Raw genomic sequence first — 12,440 nt, forward strand, 5'->3', positions numbered from 1 at the left:
TTCGGCATTTACAGCCATTATTTTTTTATTTCCAGCTTGCTCATTTTGTCGAATTGTTTGTTGAAAAACTGCTTTTTTTGCTTCAAAAGATCATTTTTCAGATTAGACAACCGTGCCGTTTGATGAGATGATGAACGCACGAAAAAAACCCTTTCGAAAAAGGGCTTTTATAATACATCTGTTACTTGGTCCATATTCTCTTTGATCCAATTGACAGCTAATTCGAGCGTTGGAAATTCTTCCGTTTCAAATGTGACTTCATCTTGAAGAAGCCAAACGTCCTTTTTCACCGAATCCATTCCACCTATTGACCAGTGCAAAAGGCTATAGGGATGATTGTTATTTAAAAACGACACCCATGTTTTATTTTGTGCCGTATTTTGTATCACTTTTAGCTTTTGATCCACTACATTTCCACCTTACTTTACAAGTATACCCATTCTCGGGCTGAGTATTTGTTGAGGACTTTTCAACATGAGTGTGTTGGCTTTTTCATTAAAATCAATCGTCATTTCCTCGTCAAAAAAGACCTTTTGTGCTGTGTGTATGTACAGCTTAAAGAGCTGATTATGCTTGAGCTCTTCCCATTCGCCTGTTCTTTCACCTGTGAGCCAAATCATTGGGACACCGCTTACCGCACAGCCGCACCCATCTGAATCATATCGAAGGAGCAGTTCTTTTGTTTCATGCCCTGCTTGTTGTTTTGTAAGGTACGCTGCTGCTGGTTCTGTTATATGAATATACATGCCGAACATCCTTTTTCCGTTGATTGTTACATTGTAACATATCAGTCATCAATTAAACATGTTCACGTCCTGCCAGCTCTTATGTCTGATCGTTTTTCTTTAACTGGTCTGACCAATTGTACGCTTCTTGTTCAATTTCTTTAATGAGCCCATCTTTTCCTTTCATATAACTTGCCATATCTTCAGGATATGCTTTTGCCAATTGACGCTTTTTATCGGCATAGGCTTTGGCACGATCAGGTGCAGCTTTTAAATAATCTCGGAACACCAAATGCCTTTTTACATCATCATGTCCAGCTTCATAGGCGTGAACGTGATGTGTTCGATTCAAGCCGCCTTTTCTAAAAAAACGTCTTCCCTTGAGTCCATTTTCTCCGAGCGGTTCATATCCAAGCTGACGAAACAGGTGGTTACATTCATCTAAGCGACTGATATGCTTCACCTCTAGCAATATATCAATAATTGGCTTAGCCGCCATTCCTATGACTGACGTACTGCCAATATGATGGCCATATACCCAGTTGTCGCCAACTATCTTTTTCAGCTTATCATGCTCATCTTGAAATTGTTTTGGCCAGCTCGCTTGGTATTCAATCACTTCCACTTTTCGAAGCATCAAACGTTCCATCTTTATTAACATCAGATTGTTTTCCACCTGCAAACGATCCTTCTGTTTAAACCCTAGTTTTTCATAAAGCTTGATTGCTGGTATATTTGCTTCCGCTGTTGTGAGCTCAATTGTTTTTTGATGCTGGATGATGGATTGCAGGAGCGCTGTCCCGATGCCTTGTTTGACATGATGAGGGTGCACAGCTAACCGGCTGAGGATGATCCGGTCGTCATGCAGTTCATATGAAGCGATCCCTAACAAATGCCCCTCTTTTTCAAATCCTATGAAAATCTCATTTGTTTCTATTATGTCTTTAACCGTTTCTTTTAAGGGCGGTAAATCTTGATAGCCTATTTGTTCTGCCTCCCGCTGATATGCGGCCAATTGGATATGTAACAGCTCTTTTGCTTGTTCTTTATTTTTTTGATCCAGTCTAATGATCATGCTTTCGCCTCCAGCTTTTTCACAAATAGCACCCTGTCTTCATGAATGCCGTCGTAATCTGAAAAAACTGAAATGCCATCGACCGTTTTATCTCCCTTTTCTATCTGAAAACCGAGCTTTGTATGGTAAGCAATTGAGACTTTATTGACAGGAGCTGTGATGGCCTTAATCGTTGTTCTTCCTTCCTTTTCAGCCGCTTCATAAAACGCTTGATAGAGAATTTTGCCAATCTTCAATTTTCGGTGGTCTGGATGTACCCCCACAAAGTGAATATACGCTTCATCTGAATGCGATTGCGATAAAAAACCGACTAAAAAGCCGATCAGTTCACCTTTTTCAACAACGACAAAACTTGTTTGCTGAAAATGTTCGAAAAATAGCTTTGGCAATTTTGCGCGCAAATCTCTGCCTCCCCACCAGCTTTGAATGACGGATGTGACCGCATAAAAATCTGACGGCTTCACTTGACGTATCATGATGGCCTCGCCCCTTTTCATTTTTAGCTGTACCGTTTCACAAAAAATCAACTGTTTCAATAGTCTACCTGTCTGATCAATTGTTTGTAAAGGTGATGTATCAGCCTTTTTTCCTTCAGCTTTGTTGGTTCTTCGTCTTTTCGCCGTCATCTCCTTTTAAATCTTCACACTTATTTCAAAAAGTTCACTTTTTGTGCGAAAGATCCATTCTTTTGTTATGTTAAAATTGTTCATATAAGAAATGGAACAAAAGTTTATTGGAGATGATGATATTGGTTTGGATTGTTACTTCACTTGTTGTGTTTAGTCTTTTAAAGTTGCTTGTCACTTCGCTGCCTTCTGGTGTTGTTGAACGCCTTTTTAGTCGTTATGCGGTGCATGCAAAAGTAACAAGTGATCAAACAACGATGACGTTTCAAGGACGTCCACTTGATGATCAGCAAACATCTGAAATTATTCAACATTTTAATGATGCGATCTTTATTGAACGTTATTATATTTATCCTGGTGACGAAGAGCGTTTTCTTCATCCGCAGGAAGGACCAGCGCCGCTTACCATGCAAACAAAGCTTGGCAAGCATGATGTGACCCTTTATCTGTATCATTACGATGACCACGTGGATGTGGTGCGGCAGTTTACCCATAAGCCTAAGAAAAAACTAACGGCCTATCGTTTGCGTTCTGAGCCGCTCCAAACATCCAATAACTTGGCACATGCTTAAAATGACTCATTTTACAAAGATGAGACGAAGTGGAGACACTTCGTCTTTTTTGTATGGATTTACACTCTTCTCTTTGAATGATTTACCAGTATCAATTTCACCTTCTGGCGGTTAAAATATATACAGAACATACGTTCTAAGAGGTGAAAATGATGAATGAACGAGCCATTCTGCTTGTGGATATGCAGTCATTTTATGCGTCGGTCGAAAAAGTGGAGGCTCCTCATTTGAAGGATGTGCCGCTCATCGTCTCAGGAGATCCTGAGCGGCGGAGCGGGGTCGTACTTGCCGCCTGCCCGCTCGCTAAAAAACGGGGCGTACAAAATGCATCAAGATTATGGGAAGCACAGGAGAAATGCCCTGAAGCCGTCGTCGTACGTCCACGTATGCAGCGCTACCTTGATGTTTCTGTCATGATGACAGAACTGCTTGAACAATACACAGATCTTGTCGAACCCTATTCAATTGATGAACAGTTTCTCGATATTACGGGGAGTGTGACACTACTCGGTTCACCCCGCGAGATCGCCCAAAATATACAAACGACTATTATGAACCAGACGGGCATTTACGCACGCGTTGGCATTGGTCCTAATAAAGTGCTCGCTAAAATGGCCTGTGACCATTTTGCTAAAAAAAACACATCTGGCATCTATGAGCTTCGTGCAGACCGGGTGGCGGCTGATTTATGGCCGCTTCCGGTTGGAAAACTATTTGGCGTCGGCAAACGAATGGAGCACCATTTAAAACGAATGGGCATCAGTACCATTGGGACGCTTGCTACTTATCCGTTAGACCGGCTAAAAAAGCGCTGGGGAATCAACGGGGAGCTTCTGCAGCGAACTGCTTTAGGACACGACCCTTCCCCGGTCACTCTTCACACACATGATCAGCAAAAGGCGGTTGGGCATCATATGACCCTTCCCCATGATTATGCGTCCTTTGAGGACATCAAAGTCGCCCTTCTTGAATTGAGTGAAGAAGTGGCAAGACGTGCGCGCTTTAAGCATTATGTTGGGCAAACGGTGTCTGTTGGCGTAAGAGGCGCTGATTTTTCTCATCCGACTGGATTTCATAGACAAATCAAGCTCCATTCACCCACACAATACGGGACAGATATTGCAGACGCAGCCATTCAGCTATGTCAGCAGCACTGGGACGGCCAGCCCATTCGCAGTGTAGGTATTACTCTCTCGCAGCTGCAGCCTGACAGCCAATATCAGCTGAGTTTATTTGATCACCATTTAAAAAAAGACAGACTCAGCAAAGTATTTGATGCCATCCATATGAAGTATGGACCTGCTGCGCTCTTGCACGCTTCGTCACTAACAAGCGCAGGGCAGGCGTATCACCGCGCCGAAAAAATTGGTGGACATTACAAATAACGGAGGCGAACAGCCATGAATCCCAATAAATTAACACCTGGATACAACATCATGTGGGAATCAAGCCGAATGATGCTACCAGAGCACCGTGAACAGCTGCTTGCTCAAAAACGGAAGAAAAAAGAATACACGCCTCCTCCGCTGAGCACTGATCGGCTAGAGGAAATGAATTTTTTGATCACACAGTCGATTACAGAGGACCAAGCGATTTGCGTGACATATGCTGCAGCAGGTATGAAACAGCAGTTTTGGGGCTGGGTGAAAGCCATTCATTATGAAACGCAGCGCATCAAAATCGTCAATGATGAAGATGTTCTCCACCTGTCCTTGCAGCAAATTGCCGCGATTGATCTGGATTAAATGGTCTTTAAGTGATCGTACGAATCAGCAAAAAAACATAGAAGCATCGGCAGAAAAAACATGCTCTCCAAATTTGCGGGCTATTCGGAGCTCCTCTGTCATATGGTGGATGTCTCCTCCATCAAATTGTGTATTTAATTTGCACAATTTTTCATGTATGATTGGAACATCTTAACACTCAGGGGAGAAACAGCATGAAAAATAATTTACGTACTTTACATCCACTTAGTTGGACGATCATCATCGGCACCATATTCGGCCGAATGGCGACGTCCATGAGCATTCCTTTTTTGGCCGTTTATTTGACACAAGTCAAAGGGGCTTCAGCTTCTTCAGCTGGGTTAATCATTGCCGTCAGCTCCCTTATTGGGATCGTTGCGAGTTTTTACGGCGGCTATGTTTCTGACCGAATCGGCAGAAAAAAAGTCATGCTTCTATCCATCTTTGGCTGGTCATTTGTCTTTGTTGGCTTTGCGTTTGCAGATGCCATTTGGGTCTTCTTCCTCATGAACGCTTTAAATGGACTGTGCCGGGCACTGTTTGAACCGACGTCTAAAGCACTCTTATCTGATGTCACCCCATCAAGTATTCGGTTGTTTGTTTTTAATTTACGGTATACGGCCATTAATATTGGTGTAATCTTCGGCCCGCTGCTTGGCTTATATCTCGGGTCATCGAAAACAACGTTTCCATTTCTTGTCGCTGCCTTCATTTATTTGTTATACGGATTAACACTGGCCTGGCAATTTCAAAAACATCCAGTTGCTGCTCCAGAAAGCACGAAACAAATCAGCGTCAAAAAAGCCCTTTCCATTATTCAAAAAGATACGGTCTTTAGCATCATCCTCATCGGCGTTACCTTATGTTCGTTCGGGTATTCGCATTTAAGCTCAACACTGCCTCAATACTTATCAGCGTCACCTATGATTGAGGATGGTCCTAAACTGTTTGGATATCTTTTGTCTTTAAATGCAGTGGTTGTCATTGTCGTACAATACCCGCTCATCATGATTGCGAAGCGCTACTCCACCATTTTGTCGCTGACCACCGGGAATATTCTCCTTGCCGGCAGTTTGTTTGCCATTGCTTTTTCACAAAGTCTCGGCATGCTTGCTTTCATCATTGTCGTGTTTACGATTGGCGAGGTTCTGCTGTTTGCGATGATGGATCTTTTTGTAGACAATATTGCAAAGCCTGAAGTGAAGGGATCTTACTTTGGTGCGATGGGATTTTCTCAGCTCGGCAGCGTCATCGGACCATTTGTCGGCGGACTGTGCATTGACTATTTTGGCGCAGCCCATCCCCTCTCCATTTTTACGGTCTTGTCGATGATCACCGTTGCAGGCGTTCCATTCTTACTCATAGGATATTACCGTTTAAAAAAGCGATCGGCAGCGGCCGTAGCTGTTAAAGTAAGTGGAGATCATTAAAAAAAACCGCTCTCTCGTTTGAGCGGTTTTTTCTTTATACCCGGCGGATGGCGATCTCTTCCACCTTGTGCTGATCACCTTTTTTCAAAATGAGATCAGCTCGATATTTTGTCGGCAAAATATTTTGATATAAATTAGGCCGATTCACGGTATTCCAAATCGTGCTTGCCATCTGATCTGCCTCTTCATCCGTCAAATCTTTATATTGATGAAAGAAGGATTCAGGGTCTTGGAAGGCTGTTTCTCTTAGCAAACGAAACCGTTCTTTATACCATAATTGAATTTGCGTTTCAGCGGCGTCTACATAAATCGAAAAATCAAAGAAATCTGATACAAACACACGCGGTTCATCCTTCAGATCATCCAGCGCTGGTGATTGGAGCACATTGATTCCTTCAATAATGACAATATCTGCATCCTCTACTGTTTCATACACCCCTTCAAGCCGATCATAGGTCAGATGCGAATATACCGGGGCATGCACAGTTTGTTTACCTGATTTTAATTCATTTAAAAAAGACAGCAGAGCTTTGACATCGTAGCTTTCTGGAAATCCCTTCTTTTCCATCAGCCCTCGATCCTTTAATTCTTTTTGAGGATATAAAAAGCCATCTGTTGTCACAAGACTTACCTTCAGCCCATCTCCAAGCCTCGATAAAAGCGTTTCAATGATACGAGCCGTTGTGCTTTTCCCGACAGCTACACTTCCAGCAATCCCAATTAAAAAGGGAATTTTGGCATGATGCGGGTAGTTTAAAAAGGCATTCACATGCTGGTTTTTTTGTTTTTCTGCAAAGACATGTAATGTCAGAAAACGAATAAGCGGTATGTAAATATCTCGAACTTCTTCAAGCGATAAATAGTCATTTAATCCTTGCAGCGCTCTCGCTTCCTCTTCTGAAACAGATACCGGCATATATTCTCCAAGAGCGGCCCAGGCCTCTCTCGTATGGCGCGTGTATAGCGTATTAAAATCTAGTCGCGTGTCACTCAAAGTCTTTCCCACCAATCTTCACTAAACTCGTAACCCAAAAAGACGATAATCCGATTGTAGCTTAAAATGAAGGCGCTGTCTTTATTTTTCAGCGAAAGTTTGCTTGTTTTGCAAAAAAAAGCATTAAAAAAAGGAATATGAGGGTAAATAAGAGTATTCAGTACGATAGATAGAAGGGAGCACACCAAATGAAATATGTGATGATTGGCGGAGATGCAGCTGGAATGAGCTGCGCTATGCAAATATATAGAGAGGATCCAGATGCGCACATTGTCGCTTTTGAAAAAGGAGAGATTTTCTCATATGGACAGTGCGGACTCCCCTACTTGATCGGCGGTCTCATTGATGATCACAGAAAGCTGATCGCACGCAGTGCTGAAACCTTTCGTGAGAAATATGGAATTGACGCCAGATGCTTACACGAAGTGACCTCCATTGACCCAGAGCAAAAAACAGTGTCGGGTCATCATACGAAAACAAAAGAACCCTTTACAGAAAGCTACGACCGCCTCTTAATTGCGACAGGAGCAAGCCCTGTCACACTGGATTTAGACACTCAGCCATTAGAAGGCGTACACGTATTAAAAACCATCCCGCATGCGCTGTCCATTTTAGAACATTTAGAAAAGGACATCACACATATCACGATCATTGGCGGTGGATATATCGGCCTTGAAATGGCTGAAAATTTAAAAGCGCTCGGAAAAAACGTACATATCATTCAGCGGGGAGCAGCACTCGGCCCAGGCTTTGACTCCGATATGGCAAAATACCTTAAAGAAGAGGCTGACGCCAAGGGCATTCACGTATCGCTTGGAGAAACAGTGCAGCAATTAGAAGGCAAGTCACATGTCACAGCTGTTATCACAGACAAACAAACCATTCAAACAGATATGGTCATCATGGCCATCGGTGTCACTCCGCAAACCTCCTTTTTACATCATACCGGTATCAAGCGTCTTCAAAATGGCGCTATTGCAGTAAATCAATACATGCAAACCAATATAAAAGACATTTATGCTGCTGGTGATTGCGCGGCGACCTATCACCGCATCAAAAAATCACTGGATTATATTCCGCTTGGCACAACTGCGAATAAACAAGGGAGAATCGCAGGCTTTCATATGACAGGAACAAACCGGGCGTTTCAAGGCGTGACTGGAACAGCCATCATGAAATTTATGGACGTGACAGCGGGAAGAACAGGCTTATCAGAAAAAGAAGCAAAAGAAGCGGACATTCCTTTCTCCGTGATCACCATTGATAGTACAGATCACGCGAAGTATTACCCAGAAGCGCAGAAAATGAAAGTGAAACTAATCTACAGAAGCGATGACCATACCTTGCTTGGTGCCCAAATCATCGGCAGAAACGGTGTAGATAAACGGATCGATATCGTGGCGGCTGCCCTTTACCAAGAGCTGACCATAACAGATCTTGAAGATTTAGATATTAGCTATGCACCGCCCTTTAACAGTGTATGGGACCCGCTTCAGCAAGCGGCAAGACGGATATAGAAAGTGGCGCAATGAAGCCTGATCAAAAAAAGAAACCAGTTCAAAACCGGTTTCTTTTTTGTTACTTTTTCATCAACGCTTTGCGTGCTGCTTTTTCAAATAAAAATGGGAATAACTGATACAATTTGCTGCCAGCGTTCATCCACCCGGGCAGATTAATCTCTCTCTTTTTCGTCATCATGGCAGATACGACTTTGCCTGCCACCTTGTCCGCACTCAGCATCATAAAGTCAACGTTCTTCACATATTCACCGCTGCGGTCAGCGATGGTAAAGAAATCTGTTGCAATCGGTCCTGGATTGACTGTTGTTACGTGAATGCCTGAGTCTGCCAGCTCCATTCTAAGGCTGTTTGAAAATCCAAGAACGGCATGCTTTGATGCGGAATAAATGGCTGATTTGGGCGTCGCAACCTTTCCTGCCTGGGATGCGATATTGATAATATGTCCCTGCCCTCTTTGCTTCATCTCAGGGATGACCTTTTTCGTGCAAGCGATTAAGCCAAACACATTGACCTCAAACATCGACACCATTTCTTCGATGGACGCGTCTTCGACGAGATCGAATACACCAAAGCCGGCATTGTTGACCAAAATATCGACCGGCCCCACTTCTTCATACGCGCGATCAATGTCATCGAGCTGGCTGACATCAAGCTGGGCGATGTGACACACCCCGCCAGCGCTCATAATTTTTTCTTTCACATCTGTAAGCTTTTCTGTTCGTCTTGCTGAAATAATGATTTCTGCGCCTTCTTCTGCTGCCAAGTACGCCATTTTTTCACCAATGCCCCCAGATGCGCCTGTAATCCAAATTCTTTTTCCTGTCAATAGCCCCATACGTTTCACTCCTTAGTTTGCCCTGTAATAGACGATTCCGTCTTTTTCTACTTCTTCAATTTGCCCAGCCGCTAAGAGCACATCAAGCTGACCGACTGTCTCTGACATCGTTAAAAATAAGGCCTCTTCATATAGCACTGGAAATAGCTTACGGCAAAGATGAAAGGCCGTCATTTCTTTTTGTTTGAGCAGCTGATACATTGTGTTTGCCCGTTTTTCTTGTTTCTTAAATCTTTCTTCGATCAATTCATGGTGAGCCGTGATGAGCTGACCGTGTCCTGGATAAATCGTCTTGATTGGCAGACGCAATAACCGATTGAGTGATGTTTTATATTGAAGCAGTGATTTTTGACGTTCCTCACCTTCATCCGGTGCTTCCATTAACGGATTTGAGGAAATGGTCGTCAAAAGCAGGTCGCCGCCAATAAAATTCCCCGTTCTTTCGTCTAGAAAGGAAAGGTGAGACTGTGCGTGTCCGGGTGTTTCCATTACAAAGAAGTGTTCATGCCCGCTTAAACGATCACCTTCTTTTATGACCTCATCCACATGTGAAGTACAAGAATATGTATAAGATTGCTTCACCATTTTTTCACACTCATTTTGTCGAAGCGGCACACCTAACTGCTGAAAAAAAGGAACCATAAAGTCCACTTGGCGCTGCTTAAACACTGGATCCTGACTAATATACGGCTCATTTAGCTGGTGCCCGATCACACGGACATGAGGTTTCATCAAATTCAATAGACCGACATGATCTGCATGATGATGGGTCAGCACCACTTGATCAATATCGTCTATCGATAAACGATGTTCCTTTAGTTGGGTGACAAAGGCATGCTCTGCCTCTTCTGTCATCGGCCCGCAATCTACTAAGGTTACGGCCTCTCCTTTTAATACATATGCATGCACATCCCCAACGGCAAACGGCGTCGGGATGGATAATTGAATGATGTCTTCTTTCACTTTTATATGTCATCTCCTGCTTTTTGACTCATGATTGTGGGACTCAGTCTTCTTACTTCATTGTATCTTGCAAAAGGCAGACTGTCATGCGGTTTAGATGGGCAATTTTTTTAACTGCCCCTATTGACATAAACTTGTCCATCGTTGCATAATGAACAACAAATATATGATGCGCGATGACAAGGATTAGTAAGCAAAATAATGATGCAAGAGAGTGAGGTCCGCCGGCTGTAAGACTTCACCATCCTCTTATTTGCTGAACCTGCCCTTTGAGCTGTTAGGCAAACCTAAACGTTTCCCGCGTTAAGGGACTAGAGCTGAGTATGCATGTTTGCATGCTAATTGAGGGTGGTACCGCGAAAAACCTTTCGTCCTTTTCAGGCGAGAGGTTTTTTTATTTTCTACAAGGAGGAGCAGCTTATGAGTAAAATTGGATTTATCGGTGCAGGCTCGATGGCAGAGTCTATGATCAAAGGTTTATTAAAAAGCGGCATGATGTCGAATGAAGATATCATTGTCACAAACAAAACGAATGAAAAACGATTAGAGGAATTACAGGCCCGATATGGGGTCAAAACGGATTTCGCTCGGTCCTTTATTTATAAAGAAGCAGATATTCTCGTATTTGCCTTAAAACCGAAGGATGCAGAAAGCGGAATTTCTGAAGTCCAGCCTCATTTACATGGACAGCTGATCATTTCGATTTTAGCGGGTATTTCCATTGAAACGATTCAACACTACGCTGGCGGCAAGAGTGCAGTCGTTCGTGCGATGCCAAATACATCAGCGGCAATTCAGCAGTCAGCAACAGGTATTGCCGTAAGTCGTGAAGTTACTGAAAAGCAAAAGAAAAAGGCCGTCGAACTGTTTGAAACAATCGGGCACGTCACCGTATTAGATGAATCACAGTTAAATGCGGTGACAGCCATCGCAGGCAGCGGCCCTGCCTTCATTTATCATTTGATAGAAGGAATGGAGCGAGGTGCTTCGGAACTTGGAATGGACCAAGCAACTGCGAAATTACTCATTTGCCAAATGATTGCAGGCGCCGCCAATATGCTTCAAGACAGCGGAAAAGAACCTGCCGAACTGCGCAAAGAAATCACAAGTGAAGGCGGAACAACAGAAGCCGGCCTGAACACACTGGCTGCCTATCAATTTGAAGAAGCTGTTGTCGATTGTGTCAAAACAGCCACTAAACGCGCAGCAGAATTAAACGAAATGTTTTCAGCAAGCACGTATAAATGAATTTGAAAAGCACCTGTTTTGATGCAGGTGCTTTTTCACATATACCCCTCTATTTTTTTTCGTTGGCTACTGGGTGTGAATTTCGTGATTCACACTTCGGTTCTTTCTGTTCTTTACTAGAAATGGCTTGTTCTAATAAAGAATCACGTGCCTGATAAAAATTCACATCAACTAACAATTCTTGATGCTTCACTATTAGCACCTCCTCATGTAGATGATTCACTCATTGACATGATGGCTTTGATTTGATCCAGATGATGTTGTTCATGTAAAGCGATGGTTTCAGCTAATATTTGAACGGTCATCAGTCCTTCTTCCGGATGCAGGCCTGATTGTTCCCATATATCTTTTTCTAATAGCCGAAGCGTGTTGTATCTTCTCTCTTTCATCCGTTTGATCAATGCTTTGATCTCCTCTGCGTTATACCATTCATACGCTCTATCTTTCACATACATTTCAGGATCATACGATTGAAAGGGCGTTTGATCATCTGATATCGCCTGCTCTATCCGCTCTGACCAGACTTCTTCTGTGTCATACAAATGCCCGGCGAGCTGCTTGATTGACCACTTCCCCTCCACCAAAGATTGATCCAGTGTGTAATCATCACAAGCCTTCACTAGCTTCTCTAGTTCACTCATACTTTCCTGAAGCGATGTGATGATGTCTGTTTTTGTTAATTTCCCAGTTTCCATTACGCAATCAAC

At 43.1% G+C, this 12,440-nt stretch carries 15 protein-coding genes and 1 other annotated feature; of the genes, 6 read left to right on the plus strand and 9 right to left on the minus strand.

Annotated features, from left to right (window positions below; all coding sequences use genetic code 11):
• Nucleotides 1-167 precede the first annotated feature (167 nt).
• From ACN6NB_RS10630 to ACN6NB_RS10645, 4 genes are all read right to left on the minus strand, one after another.
• Complete coding sequence (locus tag ACN6NB_RS10630; RefSeq protein WP_024422884.1) at nucleotides 168-407, minus strand: YqkC family protein; 240 nt, start codon at nucleotides 405-407, stop codon at nucleotides 168-170.
• A gap of 12 nt (nucleotides 408-419) precedes the next feature.
• On the minus strand, nucleotides 420-746 hold the full coding sequence (locus ACN6NB_RS10635) for an iron-sulfur cluster biosynthesis family protein (protein WP_039179713.1): 327 nt from the start codon (nucleotides 744-746) through the stop codon (nucleotides 420-422).
• Between the two features lie 79 nt (nucleotides 747-825).
• The gene (locus ACN6NB_RS10640) at nucleotides 826-1,800 is read right to left on the minus strand and encodes a GNAT family N-acetyltransferase (RefSeq protein WP_126681628.1); all 975 of its coding nucleotides are present in this window, start codon (nucleotides 1,798-1,800) and stop codon (nucleotides 826-828) included.
• Complete coding sequence (locus ACN6NB_RS10645) at nucleotides 1,797-2,276, minus strand: GNAT family N-acetyltransferase (protein WP_024428048.1); 480 nt, start codon at nucleotides 2,274-2,276, stop codon at nucleotides 1,797-1,799. Before ACN6NB_RS10645 ends, ACN6NB_RS10640 begins: the two co-directional genes overlap by 4 nt.
• Before the next feature lie 272 nt (nucleotides 2,277-2,548).
• Between ACN6NB_RS10645 and ACN6NB_RS10650 the strand changes: the two genes are divergently transcribed.
• The 4 genes from ACN6NB_RS10650 to ACN6NB_RS10665 all read left to right on the plus strand — a co-directional run bounded on the left by ACN6NB_RS10650 (nucleotide 2,549) and on the right by ACN6NB_RS10665 (nucleotide 6,173).
• On the plus strand, nucleotides 2,549-2,998 hold the full coding sequence (locus ACN6NB_RS10650) for a YfmQ family protein (protein ID WP_024422888.1): 450 nt from the start codon (nucleotides 2,549-2,551) through the stop codon (nucleotides 2,996-2,998).
• Between the two features lie 152 nt (nucleotides 2,999-3,150).
• Complete coding sequence (locus tag ACN6NB_RS10655; protein ID WP_039179722.1) at nucleotides 3,151-4,383, plus strand: DNA polymerase IV; 1,233 nt, start codon at nucleotides 3,151-3,153, stop codon at nucleotides 4,381-4,383.
• A 15-nt stretch (nucleotides 4,384-4,398) separates the two neighbouring features.
• Nucleotides 4,399-4,743, plus strand: coding sequence for a YolD-like family protein (locus ACN6NB_RS10660; protein WP_099663352.1), 345 nt, complete (start codon nucleotides 4,399-4,401; stop codon nucleotides 4,741-4,743).
• 194 nt (nucleotides 4,744-4,937) lie between these two features.
• On the plus strand, nucleotides 4,938-6,173 hold the full coding sequence (locus ACN6NB_RS10665; RefSeq protein ID WP_126681627.1) for an MDR family MFS transporter: 1,236 nt from the start codon (nucleotides 4,938-4,940) through the stop codon (nucleotides 6,171-6,173).
• Nucleotides 6,174-6,207: 34 nt separating this feature from the next.
• Here ACN6NB_RS10665 and coaA read toward each other — a convergent pair whose 3' ends face one another.
• Nucleotides 6,208-7,167, minus strand: coding sequence for a type I pantothenate kinase (coaA, locus tag ACN6NB_RS10670; RefSeq protein WP_039179731.1), 960 nt, complete (start codon nucleotides 7,165-7,167; stop codon nucleotides 6,208-6,210).
• Between the two features lie 188 nt (nucleotides 7,168-7,355).
• Here coaA and ACN6NB_RS10675 point away from each other — a divergent pair, with 188 nt between their 5' ends.
• A complete protein-coding gene (locus ACN6NB_RS10675) occupies nucleotides 7,356-8,684 on the plus strand; it encodes a CoA-disulfide reductase (RefSeq protein ID WP_144490295.1) in 1,329 nt (442 codons plus the stop codon).
• A 61-nt stretch (nucleotides 8,685-8,745) separates the two neighbouring features.
• On the opposite strand, the gene ACN6NB_RS10680 is transcribed toward ACN6NB_RS10675, so the two are convergent.
• Together ACN6NB_RS10680 and ACN6NB_RS10685 are read right to left on the minus strand one after the other, a co-directional pair.
• Nucleotides 8,746-9,522: an SDR family NAD(P)-dependent oxidoreductase gene (locus tag ACN6NB_RS10680; RefSeq protein ID WP_144491434.1), complete on the minus strand. Its 777-nt coding sequence runs from the start codon at nucleotides 9,520-9,522 to the stop codon at nucleotides 8,746-8,748.
• Between the two features lie 12 nt (nucleotides 9,523-9,534).
• Nucleotides 9,535-10,485: an MBL fold metallo-hydrolase gene (locus ACN6NB_RS10685; protein ID WP_126681625.1), complete on the minus strand. Its 951-nt coding sequence runs from the start codon at nucleotides 10,483-10,485 to the stop codon at nucleotides 9,535-9,537.
• A gap of 167 nt (nucleotides 10,486-10,652) precedes the next feature.
• Nucleotides 10,653-10,864 (plus strand) — a binding site (T-box leader).
• Between the two features lie 41 nt (nucleotides 10,865-10,905).
• Between ACN6NB_RS10685 and proC the strand changes: the two genes are divergently transcribed.
• On the plus strand, nucleotides 10,906-11,733 hold the full coding sequence (gene proC / locus ACN6NB_RS10690) for a pyrroline-5-carboxylate reductase (RefSeq protein ID WP_039179742.1): 828 nt from the start codon (nucleotides 10,906-10,908) through the stop codon (nucleotides 11,731-11,733).
• Between the two features lie 49 nt (nucleotides 11,734-11,782).
• Here proC and ACN6NB_RS10695 read toward each other — a convergent pair whose 3' ends face one another.
• Both ACN6NB_RS10695 and ACN6NB_RS10700 read right to left on the minus strand, forming a co-directional pair.
• Nucleotides 11,783-11,926 carry a hypothetical protein gene (locus tag ACN6NB_RS10695; RefSeq protein ID WP_185847114.1) on the minus strand — a complete coding sequence of 48 codons (144 nt, stop codon included), beginning with the start codon at nucleotides 11,924-11,926 and terminating at the stop codon, nucleotides 11,783-11,785.
• 13 nt (nucleotides 11,927-11,939) lie between these two features.
• The gene (locus ACN6NB_RS10700) at nucleotides 11,940-12,428 is read right to left on the minus strand and encodes a DinB family protein (protein ID WP_126681624.1); all 489 of its coding nucleotides are present in this window, start codon (nucleotides 12,426-12,428) and stop codon (nucleotides 11,940-11,942) included.
• Nucleotides 12,429-12,440: the final 12 nt, after the last annotated feature.

It is taken from the genome of Bacillus sp. 11B20 (assembly GCF_056098985.1).

Excerpts from the sequence above, each read along its gene's own strand:
- ACN6NB_RS10635 (WP_039179713.1), bottom strand. The coding sequence starts at position 746 with ATGTATATTCATATAACAGAACCAGCAGCAGCGTACCTTACAAAACAA.
- ACN6NB_RS10640 (WP_126681628.1), bottom strand. The coding sequence starts at position 1,800 with ATGATCATTAGACTGGATCAAAAAAATAAAGAACAAGCAAAAGAGCTG.
- ACN6NB_RS10645 (WP_024428048.1), bottom strand. The coding sequence starts at position 2,276 with ATGATACGTCAAGTGAAGCCGTCAGATTTTTATGCGGTCACATCCGTC.
- ACN6NB_RS10655 (WP_039179722.1), top strand. The coding sequence starts at position 3,151 with ATGAATGAACGAGCCATTCTGCTTGTGGATATGCAGTCATTTTATGCG.
- ACN6NB_RS10660 (WP_099663352.1), top strand. The coding sequence starts at position 4,399 with ATGAATCCCAATAAATTAACACCTGGATACAACATCATGTGGGAATCA.
- ACN6NB_RS10665 (WP_126681627.1), top strand. The coding sequence starts at position 4,938 with ATGAAAAATAATTTACGTACTTTACATCCACTTAGTTGGACGATCATC.
- ACN6NB_RS10675 (WP_144490295.1), top strand. The coding sequence starts at position 7,356 with ATGAAATATGTGATGATTGGCGGAGATGCAGCTGGAATGAGCTGCGCT.
- ACN6NB_RS10680 (WP_144491434.1), bottom strand. The coding sequence starts at position 9,522 with ATGGGGCTATTGACAGGAAAAAGAATTTGGATTACAGGCGCATCTGGG.
- proC (WP_039179742.1), top strand. The coding sequence starts at position 10,906 with ATGAGTAAAATTGGATTTATCGGTGCAGGCTCGATGGCAGAGTCTATG.
- ACN6NB_RS10700 (WP_126681624.1), bottom strand. The coding sequence starts at position 12,428 with ATGGAAACTGGGAAATTAACAAAAACAGACATCATCACATCGCTTCAG.